The 17,394-nt window shown below is 41.0% G+C and carries 19 protein-coding genes and 1 pseudogene; 5 read left to right on the top strand and 15 right to left on the bottom strand.

Features of this window, described 5'->3' with window-relative positions; all coding sequences use genetic code 11:
• Positions 1 to 45 precede the first annotated feature (45 nt).
• The 4 genes from QMQ21_RS09200 to QMQ21_RS09185 all read left to right on the top strand — a co-directional run bounded on the left by QMQ21_RS09200 (position 46) and on the right by QMQ21_RS09185 (position 4,124).
• Positions 46 to 1,338, top strand: a complete 1,293-nt coding sequence (locus tag QMQ21_RS09200) for a sugar ABC transporter permease (protein ID WP_247933626.1) — start codon at positions 46 to 48, stop codon at positions 1,336 to 1,338.
• A gap of 1 nt (position 1,339) precedes the next feature.
• A complete protein-coding gene (locus tag QMQ21_RS09195) occupies positions 1,340 to 2,182 on the top strand; it encodes a sugar ABC transporter permease (RefSeq protein WP_033687467.1) in 843 nt (280 codons plus the stop codon).
• A gap of 145 nt (positions 2,183 to 2,327) precedes the next feature.
• Positions 2,328 to 3,128, top strand: a complete 801-nt coding sequence (locus QMQ21_RS09190; protein WP_261814332.1) for a DUF1189 domain-containing protein — start codon at positions 2,328 to 2,330, stop codon at positions 3,126 to 3,128.
• Positions 3,129 to 3,137: 9 nt separating this feature from the next.
• Positions 3,138 to 4,124 carry a LacI family DNA-binding transcriptional regulator gene (locus QMQ21_RS09185; protein WP_261814331.1) on the top strand — a complete coding sequence of 329 codons (987 nt, stop codon included), beginning with the start codon at positions 3,138 to 3,140 and terminating at the stop codon, positions 4,122 to 4,124.
• Between the two features lie 29 nt (positions 4,125 to 4,153).
• Here the strand turns inward: QMQ21_RS09185 and QMQ21_RS09180 are convergent, their stop codons facing one another.
• From QMQ21_RS09180 to rgg, 13 genes are all read right to left on the bottom strand, one after another.
• Positions 4,154 to 5,095, bottom strand: a complete 942-nt coding sequence (locus QMQ21_RS09180) for a YitT family protein (protein ID WP_261037243.1) — start codon at positions 5,093 to 5,095, stop codon at positions 4,154 to 4,156.
• Positions 5,073 to 6,836, bottom strand: coding sequence for an aspartate--tRNA ligase (gene aspS, locus QMQ21_RS09175; RefSeq protein WP_020903390.1), 1,764 nt, complete (start codon positions 6,834 to 6,836; stop codon positions 5,073 to 5,075). The genes QMQ21_RS09180 and aspS overlap by 23 nt, the downstream gene beginning before the upstream one ends.
• Positions 6,837 to 6,990: 154 nt before the next feature.
• On the bottom strand, positions 6,991 to 7,221 hold the full coding sequence (locus QMQ21_RS09170; protein WP_000832185.1) for a hypothetical protein: 231 nt from the start codon (positions 7,219 to 7,221) through the stop codon (positions 6,991 to 6,993).
• A 17-nt stretch (positions 7,222 to 7,238) separates the two neighbouring features.
• On the bottom strand, positions 7,239 to 7,880 hold the full coding sequence (locus tag QMQ21_RS09165) for a CPBP family intramembrane glutamic endopeptidase (RefSeq protein WP_020903389.1): 642 nt from the start codon (positions 7,878 to 7,880) through the stop codon (positions 7,239 to 7,241).
• Positions 7,881 to 7,889: 9 nt separating this feature from the next.
• Positions 7,890 to 8,588: an ABC transporter permease gene (locus QMQ21_RS09160; RefSeq protein ID WP_020903388.1), complete on the bottom strand. Its 699-nt coding sequence runs from the start codon at positions 8,586 to 8,588 to the stop codon at positions 7,890 to 7,892.
• Positions 8,581 to 9,405, bottom strand: a complete 825-nt coding sequence (locus QMQ21_RS09155) for an ABC transporter ATP-binding protein (protein ID WP_024057248.1) — start codon at positions 9,403 to 9,405, stop codon at positions 8,581 to 8,583. Before QMQ21_RS09155 ends, QMQ21_RS09160 begins: the two co-directional genes overlap by 8 nt.
• A gap of 10 nt (positions 9,406 to 9,415) precedes the next feature.
• A complete protein-coding gene (locus QMQ21_RS09150) occupies positions 9,416 to 10,156 on the bottom strand; it encodes a DUF3169 family protein (protein WP_261814330.1) in 741 nt (246 codons plus the stop codon).
• Positions 10,157 to 10,158: 2 nt separating this feature from the next.
• Positions 10,159 to 10,356 (bottom strand): hypothetical protein, encoded by a 198-nt coding sequence (locus QMQ21_RS09145; protein ID WP_261229017.1) that lies wholly within the window; start codon positions 10,354 to 10,356, stop codon positions 10,159 to 10,161.
• A complete protein-coding gene (locus QMQ21_RS09140; RefSeq protein WP_173875687.1) occupies positions 10,356 to 10,562 on the bottom strand; it encodes a helix-turn-helix transcriptional regulator in 207 nt (68 codons plus the stop codon). Before QMQ21_RS09140 ends, QMQ21_RS09145 begins: the two co-directional genes overlap by 1 nt.
• A gap of 9 nt (positions 10,563 to 10,571) precedes the next feature.
• Positions 10,572 to 11,039 carry a hypothetical protein gene (locus tag QMQ21_RS09135; RefSeq protein ID WP_284525290.1) on the bottom strand — a complete coding sequence of 156 codons (468 nt, stop codon included), beginning with the start codon at positions 11,037 to 11,039 and terminating at the stop codon, positions 10,572 to 10,574.
• Between the two features lie 96 nt (positions 11,040 to 11,135).
• Positions 11,136 to 12,425, bottom strand: coding sequence for a histidine--tRNA ligase (hisS, locus tag QMQ21_RS09130; protein WP_261814328.1), 1,290 nt, complete (start codon positions 12,423 to 12,425; stop codon positions 11,136 to 11,138).
• A 76-nt stretch (positions 12,426 to 12,501) separates the two neighbouring features.
• A complete protein-coding gene (locus tag QMQ21_RS09125; RefSeq protein WP_261814327.1) occupies positions 12,502 to 13,749 on the bottom strand; it encodes an MFS transporter in 1,248 nt (415 codons plus the stop codon).
• A 200-nt stretch (positions 13,750 to 13,949) separates the two neighbouring features.
• Positions 13,950 to 14,801, bottom strand: a complete 852-nt coding sequence (gene rgg / locus QMQ21_RS09120; RefSeq protein WP_261814326.1) for a quorum-sensing system transcriptional regulator Rgg — start codon at positions 14,799 to 14,801, stop codon at positions 13,950 to 13,952.
• Between the two features lie 124 nt (positions 14,802 to 14,925).
• Here rgg and QMQ21_RS09115 point away from each other — a divergent pair, with 124 nt between their 5' ends.
• The gene (locus tag QMQ21_RS09115) at positions 14,926 to 15,267 is read left to right on the top strand and encodes a metal-sulfur cluster assembly factor (RefSeq protein WP_001204052.1); all 342 of its coding nucleotides are present in this window, start codon (positions 14,926 to 14,928) and stop codon (positions 15,265 to 15,267) included.
• 60 nt (positions 15,268 to 15,327) lie between these two features.
• Here QMQ21_RS09115 and ilvD read toward each other — a convergent pair whose 3' ends face one another.
• Both ilvD and QMQ21_RS09105 read right to left on the bottom strand, forming a co-directional pair.
• Positions 15,328 to 17,031 carry a dihydroxy-acid dehydratase gene (gene ilvD / locus QMQ21_RS09110; protein ID WP_000137346.1) on the bottom strand — a complete coding sequence of 568 codons (1,704 nt, stop codon included), beginning with the start codon at positions 17,029 to 17,031 and terminating at the stop codon, positions 15,328 to 15,330.
• 230 nt (positions 17,032 to 17,261) lie between these two features.
• Positions 17,262 to 17,394: pseudogene (locus QMQ21_RS09105) on the bottom strand (transketolase family protein); the annotation flags it as partial.

Here is a 17,394-nt window from a genome sequence, read left to right as displayed (position 1 = left end):
GTTTGGGTTTTAATTAGAAACCAGTATCCTATGAAAGGAGTTATTATGGAAAAGCAACAACCTAGTAAAGCAGCCCTGCTGTCTATCATTCCTGGGTTAGGACAGATTTACAATAAACAAAAAGCCAAAGGTTTTATCTTCCTTGGTGTAACCATCGTATTTGTCCTTTACTTCCTAGCACTTGCAGCCCCTGAATTGAGCAATCTCATCACTCTTGGTGATAAACCAGGTCGTGACAATTCCCTCTTTATGCTGATTCGTGGTGCCTTCCATTTAATCTTTGTAGTTGTTTATGTACTCTTTTATTTCGCAAATATCAAAGATGCACATACAACTGCCAAACACATTAATAATGGCATACCAGTAGCACTTACCTTTAAAGAAATGGTCAAAGGAATCTATGAAAATGGCTTCCCTTACCTCTTGATCATTCCATCTTATGTTGCCATGACTTTTGCGATCATCTTCCCAGTTATCGTAACCTTGATGATCGCCTTTACCAACTACGACTTCCAACACTTGCCACCAAACAAATTGTTGGACTGGGTTGGTTTGACAAACTTTACGAACATCTGGAGTTTGAGTACCTTCCGTTCTGCCTTCGGTGCCGTTCTTTCTTGGACTATCATCTGGGCTTTATCTGCCTCAACTTTACAGATCGTGATTGGTATCTTCACAGCTATCATTGCTAACCAACCATTTATCAAAGGAAAACGTATCTTTGGTGTTATTTTCCTTCTTCCTTGGGCTGTCCCAGCCTTCATCACTATTTTGACATTTTCAAATATGTTTAACGATAGTGTCGGAGCCATCAACACTCAAGTCTTGCCAATCTTGGCTAAATTTCTTCCTTTCCTTGATGGTGCTCTTATTCCTTGGAAAACAGACCCAACTTGGACAAAAATTGCCTTGATTATGATGCAAGGTTGGCTTGGATTCCCATACATCTACGTTTTGACTTTAGGTATCTTGCAATCTATTCCTAACGACCTTTACGAAGCAGCTTATATTGACGGTGCCAATGCTTGGCAAAAATTCCGCAACATCACTTTCCCAATGATCTTGGCCGTTGCGGCACCTACTTTGATCAGCCAATACACCTTCAACTTTAACAACTTCTCTATCATGTACCTCTTCAATGGTGGAGGACCTGGTAGTGTCGGAGGTGGAGCTGGTTCAACCGATATCTTGATCTCATGGATCTACCGTTTGACAACAGGTACATCTCCTCAATACTCAATGGCGGCAGCTGTTACCTTGATTATCTCTATCATTGTCATCTCAATCTCTATGATCGCATTCAAGAAACTACACGCATTTGATATGGAGGACGTCTAAGATGAATAACTCAATTAAACTCAAACGTAGACTGACTCAAACCCTTACTTACCTCTACTTAATTGGCCTATCAATCGTGATTATCTATCCACTTTTGATTACCATCATGTCAGCCTTTAAAGCAGGTAACGTCGCGGCCTTTAAACTAGATACTAATATCGACCTCAATTTTGATAACTTTAAAGGCCTCTTCACTGAAACCTTGTACGGTACTTGGTACCTCAACACTTTGATTATCGCCTTAATTACTATGGCTGTTCAAACAAGTATTATCGTACTTGCTGGTTATGCTTACAGCCGTTACAACTTCTTGGCTCGTAAACAAAGTTTGGTCTTCTTCTTGATTATCCAAATGGTGCCAACCATGGCCGCTTTGACAGCCTTCTTCGTTATGGCACTTATGTTGAACGCCCTTAACCACAGCTGGTTCCTCATCTTCCTTTACGTTGGTGGTGGTATCCCGATGAATGCTTGGCTCATGAAAGGCTACTTCGATACAGTGCCAATGTCTCTAGACGAATCTGCAAAACTAGACGGTGCAGGACACTTCCGCCGCTTCTGGCAAATTGTTCTTCCACTTGTTCGCCCAATGGTTGCCGTACAAGCTCTCTGGGCCTTCATGGGACCTTTTGGAGACTATATCCTCTCTAGTTTCTTGCTTCGTGAGAAAGAATACTTTACTGTTGCCGTAGGTCTCCAAACCTTCGTTAGCAATGTGAAAAACTTGAAGATTGCCTACTTCTCAGCAGGTGCTATCCTCATTGCCCTTCCAATCTGTATTCTCTTCTTCTTCCTACAAAAGAACTTTGTTTCAGGACTTACAAGTGGTGGCGACAAGGGATAATATATCCCCGCCACCCTTTTTCATTTTGGAGCTTGTGACTATAAAACTATCCTTGTAGCAAGCAATTTTTCTCCTAGACTTGAAATAAAGCACATTTCTCTATATAATAATACTCATATAGAAAACACCTTTTAGAAAGATACAAATGCTTCCATATCCATTTTCCTATTTTTCAAGTATTTGGGGATTTCGTAAGCCCCTGTCCAAACGTTTCGGACTCAACTGGTTTCAGCTTCTCTTTACCAGTATCTTCCTTATCAGCTTATCTATGGTACCTATTGCCATCCAAAACAGCTCGCAGGAGACTTATCCGCTAGAAACCTTTATCGATAATGTCTATGAACCATTGACAGATAAGGTTGTCCAGGATCTCTCCGAACATGCTGCAATTGTTGATGGCAAATTAACTTATACTGGAACAGCTAGTCAAGAGCCTTCTATTGTGATCGGTCCAAGTCAAAGCAAGGAATTACCTAAGGACTTGCAACTGCATTTCGATACGAATGAGCTCGTCATCAGCAAGGAAAGTAAAGAGCTGACCCGTATCTCTTACCGAGCGATTGAGACTGAGAGTTTCAAAAGTAAAGACAGCTTGACCCAAGCCATTTCTAAAGACTGGTACCAGCAAAATCGTGTCTATATCAGTCTCTTCCTAGTTCTCGGTGCAAGCTTCCTCTTTGGTTTGAATTTCTTTATCGTCTCTCTAGGAGCGAGTCTTCTCCTTTATATCACTAAGAAATCACGCCTCTTTTCATTTAGGACCTTTAAAGAGTGCTACCATTTTATCTTGAACTGTTTAGGATTACCAACCCTGATTACGCTTATTTTGGGACTATTTGGCCAAAATATGACAACTCTCATTACTGTACAAAACATTCTTTTTGTTCTGTATCTGGTCACTATCTTTTATAAAACGCATTTCCGTGATCCAGATTACCATAAATAGGAGATTTTTATGCCCGTTACGATTAAAGACGTGGCCAAGGCTGCTGGTGTTTCGCCTTCAACCGTAACCCGTGTTATTCAAAATAAATCAACCATTAGTGACGAAACAAAAAAACGCGTTCGCAAGGCTATGAAGGAGCTCAATTACCACCCCAACCTCAACGCTCGTAGTTTGGTAAGCAGTTATACCCAAGTTATCGGCTTGGTCCTTCCTGACGACTCAGACGCCTTCTATCAAAATCCTTTCTTCCCATCTGTCCTCCGTGGTATCGCCCAAGTCGCATCTGAAAACCACTATGCCATTCAGATTGCAACAGGTAAAGATGAAAAAGAGCGCCTTAAAGCTATTTCTCAGATGGTCTATGGTAAGCGTGTAGATGGTTTGATTTTCCTCTATGCCCAAGAAGAGGACCCTTTGGTTAAGTTAGTAGCAGACGAGCAATTTCCTTTCCTTATCTTAGGTAAATCTCTATCTCCCTTCATTCCACTTGTCGATAATGACAATGTCCAAGCTGGTTTTGATGCGACAGAGTATTTCATCAAAAAAGGCTGCAAGCGAATTGCCTTTATCGGAGGTACTAAGCGACTCTTCGTAACACAAGACCGTCTGACAGGTTACGAGATGGCTCTAAAACAACACCAACTTCCTCTCGATACTAATCTGACTTGCTTTGCTACTGAATTTCTTGAAGATAATGGTTATCGCTTTAGTAGACTTCTCTTCAAACACGATTCAAATATTGACGCTATTATTACCATTGATAGTCTCCTTGCTGCAGGGGTCTGTGATTACATCGCAAAACACCAGCTGGATGTCCCTGTTCTCAGCTTCGACTCAGTCAATCCCAAGCTCAACTTGGCAGCCTATGTCGATATCAATAGCCTAGAACTTGGTCGAACATCATTTGAAACGATTCTTCAGATTATCAACGATGCTAAGAGCAATAAACAAATTTGTTACCGTCAGTTAATCGCCCACAAAATTATCGAAAAATAAAAACCAGCTCGCGCTGGTTTTTTTGATTACTAATTTTCTGTTTCAACGAACCGTCCCAGAATATGAACATTCTCAGATACAGAGACAAAGGCGCCTGGATCCACCTGTTTCATAATCTGTTTAAATTCATTAAACTCTGCACGTGTAATGACAGTGATTAAAACTGCCTTTCTCTCGTGATTATAGGTTCCTTCTGCATCGTGGATCATGGTTGCTCCGCGGTGCAATTTTTTATGGATTTTTTCAATTACCTTGTCTGGATGATTGGTCACAATCATGGCCTGCATGCGTTTTTGCTTGGTAAAGACAGCGTCTGTGACACGGCTAGAGACAAAGATGGTAATCATAGAGTAGAGAGCGTATTTCCAGCCAAAGGTCAAGCCTGCTATCAGCATGATAGTCCCATTTACCAAGAAAGAAATACTACCGACATTCCTCCCTGTTTTCTTGCGAATGGTCAGGCTGACGATATCCGTTCCCCCACTGGAGATATTGTTTCGAAGAGCAAAACCAATCCCCAAGCCCATGACAACACCCCCAAAAAGGGCATTGATAATGGGATCCTCCGTCAAGGTTGCCACAGGGACAAACTGGATAAAGAAGGAACTCATGGATACTGTGATAAAGGTAAAGACGGTGAACTTATGGCCAATCTGATACCAAGCCAAGACCATCAAAGGAAAATTAATGGCGTAGAAGGTTAGCGAAATCGGGATATGAAAACCAAACCAATGATTACTCAAGGCAGAGATAATCTGTGCCAGACCTGTCGCACCACTCGAATACACATGCCCTGGTTGGAAAAAGAAATTGACCGCTACTGCTGATAAAAAACCATAGACCAGAGAGGCCGAAATCTTCTCATCATATTTTTCCCGAGAGATGCTTTGTAAGACACGTAAAATTTTTATCTGATAAGCAAAGCGGCGCAGATAATAGCGCCACCGCTTAATTCGTTTTGCTTGTTTCATCTTCTTCTACTTGTAAGCTGAGTTCCTCTAGTTGTTTGAGAGCTACTGTTGAAGGAGCTTGTGTCATTGGGTCACTTGCCTTATTGTTCTTAGGGAAGGCAATAACTTCACGAATATTTTCTTCTCCTGCTAAGAGCATGACAAATCGGTCAAGCCCGATAGCCAAGCCACCGTGTGGTGGGAAACCATAGTCCATGGCTTCAAGAAGGAAACCAAACTGGTCATTTGCTTCTTCGGCTGAGAAACCAAGAGCCTTGAACATACGTTCTTGAAGGTCTTTTTGGTTGATACGAAGGCTACCACCACCAAGTTCATAACCGTTCAAGACAATATCGTAAGCAATGGCACGAACCTTCGCCAAATCACCTTCTAATTCGTGAGCAGTCTCTTCCTGTGGTAGAGTAAATGGATGGTGGGCGCTCATGTAACGACCTTCTTCTTCAGACCATTCAAACATTGGCCAGTCAACAACCCAAAGGAAGTTGAATTTATCATTATCAATCAAACCAAGCTCTTTGGCAATACGTCCACGAAGGGCACCAAGCGTTGCATTAGCCACTTCAAGCGTATCCGCCACAAAGAGAACCAAGTCCTTATCTTCAAGAGCAAGCGCTGTTGTCAATTCTGCTTGGATGCTAGTCAAGAACTTGGCAACTGGTCCGTTTAATTCTCCATCAACCACCTTGACCCAAGCAAGACCTTTGGCACCATACTGTTTGGCTACTTCGGTCATCTTGTCGATGTCTTTACGTGAATAGTTGTCCGCAGCTCCTTTGACCACAATTGCTTTTACAGCAGGTGCTTCTGAAAAGACTTTAAAGTCTACACCTTTGACTACTGCTGTCAGGTCCTGAAGCAACATGTCAAAACGGGTATCTGGCTTGTCAGAACCGTAAAGAGCCATAGCATCATCATATTTCATACGAGGAAATGGAAGCGTCACTTCGATGCCTTTAGTTTCTTTCATCACGCGCGCAATCAAACCTTCTGTGATATCTTGGATTTCTTGCTCAGTAAGGAAAGATGTTTCCAAGTCAACCTGTGTGAACTCAGGCTGGCGGTCACCACGCAAGTCCTCGTCACGGAAACATTTAACGATTTGGTAGTAACGGTCAAAACCAGCATTCATCAAGAGCTGTTTCGTGATTTGTGGACTTTGAGGAAGAGCGTAAAAATGCCCTTTATTAACACGAGACGGCACCAAATAGTCACGCGCCCCTTCAGGAGTTGACTTAGAAAGGAATGGTGTCTCCACGTCGATAAACTCCAACTCATCCAAGTAATTGCGAATAGAGTGGGTCACTTTAGCACGAAGTTTGAGGTTTTCCAGCATCTCTGGACGACGAAGGTCAAGGTAACGGTAACGTAAACGTGTATCGTCATTAGCCTCAATGCCATCCTTAATCTCAAATGGGGTTGTTTTAGCTGTATTAAGCACTGTCAGAGCTGTCACGTTTAACTCAACTGCACCAGTTGGCAACTTATCATTGGCTTGCTCACGCGCAGCGACCTGTCCAGTCACCTCGATAACAAATTCGCTACGAAGGCTTTCAGCTGTTGCCATGACCTCTGCAGATACTTTTTCAGGGTTGATAACCAACTGCATAATTCCTTCACGGTCACGAAGATCGATAAAGATCAAACCACCAAGGTCACGACGACGGCCAACCCATCCTTTCAAGGTTATTTCTTGTCCGATGTGTTCCTCACGAACACGACCAGCATACATACTACGTTTCATTGTTTCTCTCCTCTTTTATTCTGTTACTATTTTACCATAAAAGCGCAGGCTCTTCATGAAAATCATCAGAAAAGTTTGCCAGTCTTTAAAAATCAAGTGAAGACTCTAAAAATTGACGCCCATACAAAAATCCGATGAAGTTCATCGGACTCTTTTATTTTGAATTGTTGCCTGCTTTACGCTTTTCAGCAATTTCGGCTGCCTTTCGAGGCAAGACAATTTCCGTTGTGTAAGCTGTCCCAAAGCGCAAGACACCTGCAATAGGGGCAAAGACGACTGCTAGATAGTTATAGAAGAAATCGCCCTTAAAGGCATAAGCTAGCGCTCCAATGATGAAAAATAGAACGACTGCTTGAATCACTGCTAATAAAATTACTCGTTTCATGTGACCTCCTGACTCTATTATAGCATGAGAATCATCAAAAAGCTCACTAAATTATTCAAAGCGTGAAGAGAAATGCTGTAAAGAAGACCTTTTCGACTTACATAAGCCAGCCCCAAACTCAATCCTAGACTAGCATAAACCAAAAACTGTTGCAAAGTTCCTGGGAAATGAATCAAGGCAAATAGAACACTTGTTACCAGAAGGAAAAGCAGAGTTTGTTTACTATTGTCCTGCTTAGGAAAGAGATAGCGTGCCAACATCCCTCTAAAGATAAGCTCTTCCGTCAAAGGAGCAAAAATAACGACCGCAAAGAATGAGAAAAGGGGTTGAGACAAGGTCAAGTCTATCGCTGTTTGTTGATTTACTGAAGGATCATTTGGCAAGAAAAACTGGACAACCAGAGATAAGAACCAAACCAAGGCAGGGAGCCAAATAAATCGGTTAAAGCCACTCTTCTCAATATGAACAGGAGCTTTCTGGTACCATTTATAAATGACGTACACATATACTCCAGCCAAGGCCACATAAAGCAAGGTAGTAGCATAGGGCGAAGCGCCCAGTTTCAAAGCTTCTACAGCCCCACTTTGAACGGTCCCATAGATAACCAGAAAAGATAGAATGGCTAGAAGAAACCAGCCGAGGTTTTTAAGTAGTTTCATATAAATCTCCTATCTTGCTTTATAGCTATTTTTCAATACAAAGAGGTTCGCTATTCCTAACACAAGTACCCAGGCAAGTAACATACCAATATTAGAAAAAGATATTTCCCCACCTTTTTTATTTAAAAGATTTACAATTGGACCAATAAAAGAGTAATCCAACACTTTCTGAACCGTATCATTTTGAAGAGCAATCATGGGTAAAAAAGAGACGATAAACACAGGAAACATACTATAAACTTGCGCTTTAGACTGAGTATCTGACACTGCACCGATTAGAAGGTTGAGAAAAATAACACTAATAGCTGCTAAGACCAAATAGATAACATAGGCCAATAAGTAACCTGATACATCCACTTTAAAATAGATTGGTAGTAAAATCATTCCAAGCAACATAATCAACAGAGGGAGAATGAGCATACTGAAAGTATATTCTGTTGCTGTCACACCACTTAGGATGAGTGATTTAAGATTGCGCTTTTCCTTATCTTCTGCCATCATAATCGATACCATATAACCACTTCCCATGCTCAAGACCATCGTCAAACTCATAGAAAGGAAATACGTACTCAATTCTCCACTCTTGTTTAAGAACTCATTATATAGAACAGCCAGTCCAAAAGGCAACAATAGAGTCGCCAACAAAGTTGAATTGCTGATAAGAACTTGTAATCTTAACCATAGTAGGGCATTTAATTTTCTAAACATCTAACTTTTCTCCTGTCAATCTGATAAAGATTTCTTCTAAAGTTGGCTCACAAGAGTGAACCACCATCAAATCTGTCGTGTCTAAATGTGGTAATTCATCAAATGGAACTATCTGTTCTCGTCCGTCGTTATAAACCACACGTACTTTCTTATCCACATGGTACTTCTGGATGATATCTTGCGGACTTCCATACTCTATTAGGTTACCCTTATTCAAAAGAGATAAGCGATCACAAAGCAGAGTTGCTTCATTCATATCATGCGTGGTCAGAAAGATAGTTGTCCCCGCCTGCTTTAATTCTTGAAGTAGGGTATGAATCATCTTAGATGTTGTAGGGTCTAAGCCACTGGTTGGCTCATCTAGAAAGAGAATCTTAGGAGCATTCAGAAGGGCACGAGCCAAGAACATTCGTTGTTTCATTCCAGTAGATAACTTTTCTGCAATAATATCTTTAGCATCTGCCAATCCAACCTGTTGAAGCACCTGAACTACTCTATCTGCCTTGAGGCCATATAACTTAGCATAGATGAGAAGATTTTTATAAAGACTCATCTTTTCATAAAAACCACTGCCATCACTAACAATACCAATTTGTTCCAAATCATTTGAGGTTAAATCTTGAGAATTCTTGCCTAACAAAACTGTTTTACCTTGATCTGCAGCCAACTGTCCTGTTAAGACATTGATCATGGTTGTTTTACCTGAGCCAGAAGGGCCAAGAAAACCAAAGATTTCACCCTCCTTAATCTCAAAAGAAATCTGATGAAGAGCTTTTTTGCTCCCAAAACTTTTGCTTACATTTTCAACACGAATCATAGAAACTCCTTTATTTGAAATAGCGTTTTACCATAGGTAACTGCATCACATTGATATAAACATGGATGGCTCCGACAAGTACGAAAGCTAGTAGCTGAATCTCTCCTGTCAGTAAGGAAAAGAGAGCAATCAGAAAGTACAAGGTTGGCAAGACATACTGATGTAATTGGAATAAAATCCGAAAACTCTGTTCCAAATTAGCCTGGCGCTCCCCTTCATCGTAAGAATTGATAAAGTCCATGACATCCTTTGGTGTAGAGAAAAATGCCAAATCAAACTGACGAACAATAGCAATGGTCTTAAAAAGATATTTTTGAGCATTTAAAACTAACACTAATCCCAAAAAGGAAAGGGATAAGGTTATATGGCTTATATCGAGTACAATTACTTCACTTCCTGAAATGAAGAGAGCCAATAAAATCGCTACGCTTGCACTATTAAAAGCAATAGTTCCAAACTCGAGATTCCGATACATCTGCACATAATAGGTTTCATTCAGATCATCATCCATTTCCTCTTGATACAAGGAGTGAAATTTTCTGCTTTTCTTTAAGAAATTGAACGTCAAAAGAATGCTAATGAAACCTAATACTAAACAAATAGCTGATATCCATGGTATCAAGATTTTTACATCTAAAATAATTTCGTGGGATTCGGCACCAGCCTTCAACATATCTACAAATATGTACAAGAAAGCTCCCAAGACAATAGACATTAAAAATAACAAGCCACCTTTCTTATTCTTTTTCATATTCATTCTCCTTTTTCACTTGCTAAATTTTTGGATTTCTTTTCAATCCATTCAATTACTGGGATGAGGGCAAAGTAGGCCCAAACAAATTGGTCGCTTTGATAGGGACTAAACCAACCTAAGTCTATCCCAATCAGTAGAAATACGCTGACTAATAGAGCTATGGCAACTACATAATAAATCACTTTATACTTGTTCATCACTCATCCTCCTCCAAGCGAAATACCGATTCGACTGTTTCATTGAAAATCTGAGATATTCTCAAGGCGATCACAATGGACGGGGTGTATTCGTCCCGTTCTAGTAGGCTAACGGTCTGTCTGGAAACCCCTGCCAGCTTGGCTAGGTCGGTTTGGTTGAGACCATCGCGAGCCCGAAGCTCTTTTAGACGGTTTTTTAGTTGCATGTTACACACCTACTCTCCGTCAAATTCAACGGCTTGGATATCCTCAATACGTTGCAACTTGAATTTTTCTTTTCCATTTTTATCAATATGACGTAGTTTGACCCATTCCTCATCAACATCCACAACTTCCCATAAAGATGTTCCAAACACTTGTCCAACGATTGTTGGATTTTTCCCAATTAATTCTTGCAATAATCTTGACATATCTATATTTCCTTTCTCTTTTCTTTCGATTACCTTTAACCTCTTCTCTAACCGCTTGATTTTTTTAGATTGACTACTATAAATCAAGACGAGAAAAGGTAAAAAAATCCATACCCACATGTGGCTCCCTCCTATTTCTTTATTTCTTAACTTGAATTTATTGTAACACATCTTTTTCTTTTTGACAAGCATATTTGTCAAAAAGTTTATGATTTTTGTCATTTTGCAAAAGAAAAAGGTCAGGAGTAAGTTCCTGACCAGTTTATCTATCATTAATACTCTTCGAAAATCAAATTCAAACCACGTCAGCTTCACCTTGCCGTACTCAAGTACAGCCTGCGGCTAGCTTCCTAGTTTGCTCTTTGATTTTCATTGAGTATAAAACCCTAGTTTTTCAAATATTTCTGAGAAGTTTTGGCTGATAGCCTCAAGTGATACTTGCACTTCTTCTCGGGTTTGGTTGTTCTTCACTGTCACTTGTCCGCTTTCGACTTCACTTTCTCCTAGGGTGATGAGGGTCTTAGCCGCAAAGACATCGGCTGACTTGAACTGAGCTTTGAGCTTACGGTTGAGGTAATCACGCTCTGCTTTGAAGCCTTGTTGGCGAAGAGCTTGTACTAGTTCTAGAGCTTTGACATTTGCTCCTTCTCCCAAGACTGCGATATAGACATCTAGGGCGTTTTCGATAGGGAGAGACACACCTTGCTTTTCAAGAATGAGCAGCAGGCGCTCTACACCAAGTCCAAAACCAAAGCCAGCAGTTTCAGGGCCTCCAAAGTAAGCAACCAGGCCATCATAACGACCACCCGCACAGACTGTCAAGCCATTGCCCTCAATCTCAGTGATAAACTCGAAAATAGTGTGGTTGTAGTAGTCCAGACCACGCACCATATTGGTATCGATGATATAGTCTACTCCAAGATTTTCCAACATCTGACGCACAGCATCAAAGTGTGCTTGGCTTTCTTCATCAAGGAAATCCAAGATAGACGGTGCATTCTCCACTGCCACCTTATCTTCTTTCTCCTTAGAGTCCAAGACACGGAGAGGATTTTCCTCCAAACGACGTTGGCTATCCTTAGACAAGGTCTCCTTAAGCGGTGTCAAATAGTCAATCAAGGCTTGACGGTAGGCTGCACGGCTCTCAGGATTTCCAAGAGTGTTGAGGTGCAATTTGACACCTTGGATGCCGATTTCTTTCAAGAAATGAGCTGCCATAGCGATGGTTTCCACATCGGTAGCTGGATTGCTAGAGCCAAAACACTCAACACCAATCTGGTGGAACTGGCGCAAACGCCCTGCCTGTGGACGCTCATAGCGGAACATAGGGCCCATGTAGTAGAACTTACTTGGCTTTTGCACTTCTGGGGCGAAGAGTTTATTTTCCACGTAGGAACGGACAACTGGCGCTGTTCCTTCTGGACGGAGAGTAATATGGCGATCACCCTTGTCATAAAAGTCATACATTTCCTTGGTTACGATATCCGTTGTATCTCCGACAGAACGGCTGATAACCTCGTAATGCTCAAAAATAGGCGTGCGCACTTCTGCATAGTTGTAGCGCTTGAAAATCTCACGGGCAAAGCCCTCAACGTACTGCCATTTGGCAGATTCAGCAGGTAAAATATCCTGCGTTCCTTTTGGTTTTTGTAATTTCATAAGGAATCCTCTTTAAACTTAATAGTCTTATTTTACCATAAATAGAGGGATTAAAACAGTGAGAAAAAATTAGGATTTAGATATCATTTTTGAGATTAAGAATTGTTAAAAAAATAGCTAGCAAGGAAAGACCAACAAATAGCATCCAAGTCAACTGTATATTCCATACAGCTACAAGTGAAAAACAGGCTGTTCCCACAGGTATAGATAAGGTAAACAAGAGACCTAAAAAATTACTGGTACGAGCTAGAACCTCTGGGGCTAGATTTTTCATGAGCATGGCACTAATCTTTGGTGAAACTTTACCAGACACATACAGAGTTAAAAATAGAAATAGTAAACCAAGTACGACTTGATTGAATAAATTAGCTAGACCAACTAGACTGAGTCCTACGGTCACCCACATCATCAATCTAGGCAAGGACTGCTTCCCAAAATAATCATTGCCCGTAAGGCTACTGATGATGATTGCTAACAAAGCACAGACTTGACTGATAAATAATGCCTCTGTGTAAGAAAAGTCCAAAAGAGAATGGCTCAAAAAGAAGATGTTATAGATGCTTCCTAAAGCGCCACCCAAGGCATTGATAAGCAAGACAGCACAGAGCATAAAACCAAAGTTTTTCTGTCCACCTTTAAGAAAAACGAGACGTAAATTCCGATAAATCGTTAGGAACTGGTCTTTGATAGAAAGCTTCTCATTTTTTAGTGATTCACCATCAGGAGATGAAATTGACAGGCTCAATTTGCTTTTTCCTAAAAAGAGGATGACGGCTGATACTAGGAAGAAACAGGCATTGATTCCCGCAACGAGGGAAAAATTGTTGACCGATAGCCCTAAGAGCCAGACTCCAAAAGCTTGACCACCAATAGCTGAAATATAGGTAATGAACTGGGAAAAAGAGTAAGCCTCCATCAAATCATCTTCAGCTACTTTTTCCTTAATGAGAGGCATGCGCAAACCACCTGCAAAATCACTGATGACATCACTAATGACATTGATTAAACACAGGCTAGAAAAGGCAAAGAGACTAGCTTGCTGAACAACTAGGGCTGCTAGAAAAAATAAAACCGCCTGAAACAAACCGCTATAGACCATCCATTTGACCTTGGCCCTCGTGTAATCTGCCCGAATCCCTACAAAAACTGTAAAGAGAGTCGGAATAATCATGACAATATTCGCCATAGCAACCGCAAAAGAGGCTTGTGGCAGGGTCGATGCATAGACGATAAATACCAGGTTAAAAATTGAAGCACCAAAAGCATTGAAGAAGCGTGACAAAGTCAAGAGACGATAAGCTTGATTTCTAAACAATAGTTTCATAGATAATCTCCCTTCTTGTTCGAAGTTTTATGTGAAATATAACTATAGTATAGCACTTAGAAATTTTAGAGGAAAAACTTTTGAATATATGCAACAAACGAAATGAGCAAAAAGAAACGATAGAATTTCTCCAGTGACACGAGAGAGCTCAACAATTCTATCACTTAAAATTTCAAATAATTTTCTTAGTTTGCAGATATTCAACAATCGGTCGTTTTTCTATAGTATTCGGCAGATTTATTACAGCCAAGCATCTCAAAAATACGGACAGCATCTTCCATCTTTTTCTGACCTTCCTTGACTCTGCCTTGCTTGCTATCAAGGAGACCTTCTGCCCACAAATAGACAATTCGGAAATAGGTTTCATTTTCATTGTAGAAATGCTCTTCGATAACACGTTTAAAATAAGAGGCATTGGTAAATTCTTCACACTCAATGCTAGCTAAAAAGCCATTCAATAGTATAGTGTGAAACAGGTTTCGATTACCAGACATTTCCATTAGAAAATCAGATTTACGTACCATCTCTCTAACATACCTAGTGAAAAGAGAAACAGATAGAAATGGTGAACTGACTGAAAATAAATTGAGTTCATAGATTCCCCAAATCTCGGTAGAAAACAAATAATCATGAAGAACTTTCCCTTCCTCTGCTGTTAACTCTACCCTTTCATCCATGCTCTTCATATAAGACTTGATAATAATGGCATTTAGAATATGTTTCTGTTTATTGTGAGAATGGGCATGCTTTTGATACTCCCTGCGATACAAGTCCTCAAGCGGAGCTATATTCTTTGGATCCAAGACATCTATGATTTCTTTTCTCAACTCAGAATCTGTATCATACTGAAAACCTCTCGCCAGAAAGAGAATTTCCTCTACACTAGCAGATATATTTTCTAGGGCAAATAAGAACTTTTCCACCGAAAGCTCACTCTGACCTGTTTCAAAGCGAGATAACATAGACGGCGAAAATTGTCCCCCAGTTGCTTGTCTCAGCGAGATATTTCTTGACTCTCGTAATTGTCTAAAGACTTTTCCAATCTGCTCCATAGGCTTCCCCTTGATTCAGTGTTTTCTTTATATTATCATATTTTTTCAGAAAATTCATCAAAAACTTGCCAAATTGTCAGAATTATGAGAAAATAGAGGATATTTATCACGTGGAGGGACTGTAATGAGAGACGATATCAAAATCAATGACCGGGCTTTGGCCTTGCAAGACCAAATTATCGAAAAACTAGAGAAGGTTTTTGATACAGATGTGGAATTGGATGTGTACAATCTAGGGCTGATTTATGAGATCAATCTAGACGAAACAGGCCTCTGTAAGATTGTCATGACCTTCACCGACACCGCCTGCGATTGCGCCGAAAGCCTGCCTATCGAAATCGTGGCAGGTCTGAAACAAATCGAGGGTATCGAAGATGTCAAGGTTGAAGTTACCTGGTCGCCTGCCTGGAAGATTACACGAATCAGTCGCTACGGCCGCATTGCCCTTGGACTGCCACCTCGTTAAGCAGGTAAATTACTTTTGAAGATGAAAAGAAGCAAGCCAAAGTTGGCTTGCTTTTTGAATTTACTTTTTACCTGACTTGTCCATATTCCAGAAGTCTGTCACGGCTCCGCGTGAAGCAGATGATACGATATGGGCATATTTACCGAGGACACCACGACTATAGAGTGGTGGCAAGGTTGTTTCTGCCTTGCGTTTTTCAAGTTCTTCTTCGGATACGGCCATGGAAATTTCTTTGGTATCTTGGTCAACCGTAACGATATCGCCTGTACGAAGGTAGGCAATTGGTCCACCATCCTGAGCTTCAGGAGCGATATGTCCAACAACCAGACCATAAGTACCACCAGAGAAGCGTCCATCTGTCAAGAGGGCAACCTTGTCTCCTTGACCTTTACCAACAATCATTGATGAAAGTGACAGCATCTCAGGCATACCAGGACCACCTTTAGGTCCAACGAAACGAACAACGACTACATCGCCATCAACGATTTCATCTGTCAAAACAGCCTGGATAGCATCTTCTTCTGAGTCAAAGACTTTAGCCGGCCCAACGTGACGACGCACTTTCACACCTGATACCTTGGCAACTGCACCGTCAGGAGCAAGGTTCCCGTTCAAGATGATAAGCGGACCATCTGCACGTTTTGGATTTTCAAGTGGCATAATAACTTTTTGACCTGGTGTAAGGTCTGCAAAGTCGGCCAAGTTCTCAGCAACAGTCTTACCAGTACATGTGATGCGGTCTCCATGAAGGAAACCATTTGCCAAGAGATATCTCATAACCGCAGGCACACCACCGACTTCGTAGAGGTCTTGGAAGACATACTGACCAGATGGTTTCAAGTCGGCCAAGTGAGGCACACGTTCTTGTATCGTATTGAAGTCCTCAAGTGACAAGTCAACATTAGCAGCATGGGCAATGGCAAGCAAGTGAAGAGTGGCGTTTGTAGAACCACCGAGAGCCATAGTCACAGTAATGGCATCTTCAAAGGCTTCACGAGTCAAGATATCTGATGGTTTGAGACCAAGTTCCAACATCTTAACAACAGCACGTCCTGCTGCTTCGATGTCTTCTTTCTTGTCAGCTGATTCAGCTGGGTGAGAGGATGAACCTGGCAAACTCATACCGAGAACTTCAATAGCTGTCGCCATGGTATTAGCAGTGTACATACCACCACAACCACCAGGGCCAGGGCAGGCATTACATTCAAGACGTTTCACATCCTCAGCCGTCATGTCACCGTGATTCCATTTTCCGATACCTTCAAAAACAGAAACCAAGTCGATGTCTTTGCCATCAAGATTTCCCGGTGCAATGGTTCCACCATAGGCGAAAATAGCTGGGATATCCATATTAGCAATAGCAATCATAGAACCAGGCATGTTCTTGTCACAGCCACCGATAGCGACAAAGGCATCGACGTTGTGACCACCCATAGCCGCCTCGATTGAGTCTGCAATGATATCACGAGATGTCAAAGAGAAACGCATTCCAGGCGTTCCCATGGCAATCCCGTCCGCTACAGTGATAGTCCCAAACTGCACAGGCCAAGCACCTGCCGATTTGACACCTTCTTTAGCCAATTTCCCAAAATCATGCAAGTGAATGTTACATGGTGTATTTTCCGCCCAAGTCGAAATCACTCCCACAATCGGTGTTTCAAAGTCCTTATCTGTCATACCAGTCGCACGAAGCATGGCACGGTTTGGTGATTTTACCATACTGTCATAAATGCTACTGCGGTGACGCTTATCTAATTCAGTCATTTGTTCCCTCCCATTTCAGTTTTTACTATTATAGCACATTTTAAAAGCAATGAACAGAAGAAAATTCTTGAATTTTCAGAAAATTCTATACATATATAAACATTTTAAATTAAAAACAACAAAGCGGATCAGGGCACTTTCTGATTACCAGAATATGCTTTTAATCCGCTTGATTTAAATAACGTAATGTAATTTTTACAGAAGTTCTTTCAGATAAGTGTATTTAACATCTATCTTGCATTATAAAACTCTAGAACTTTCTCTTTTATATTCGATTCACTCAAACCATACTCATTAAGAAGATAATCCATTTTCCCTACTTGACCGAATCTTTCTTGAACACCCATCCGATGAATTTTTGTT

The organism is Streptococcus bouchesdurhonensis (genome assembly GCF_948472335.1).
Note: the sequence above shows the minus strand (reverse complement) of the source record. Positions and strands in the feature narration are given on the sequence as shown.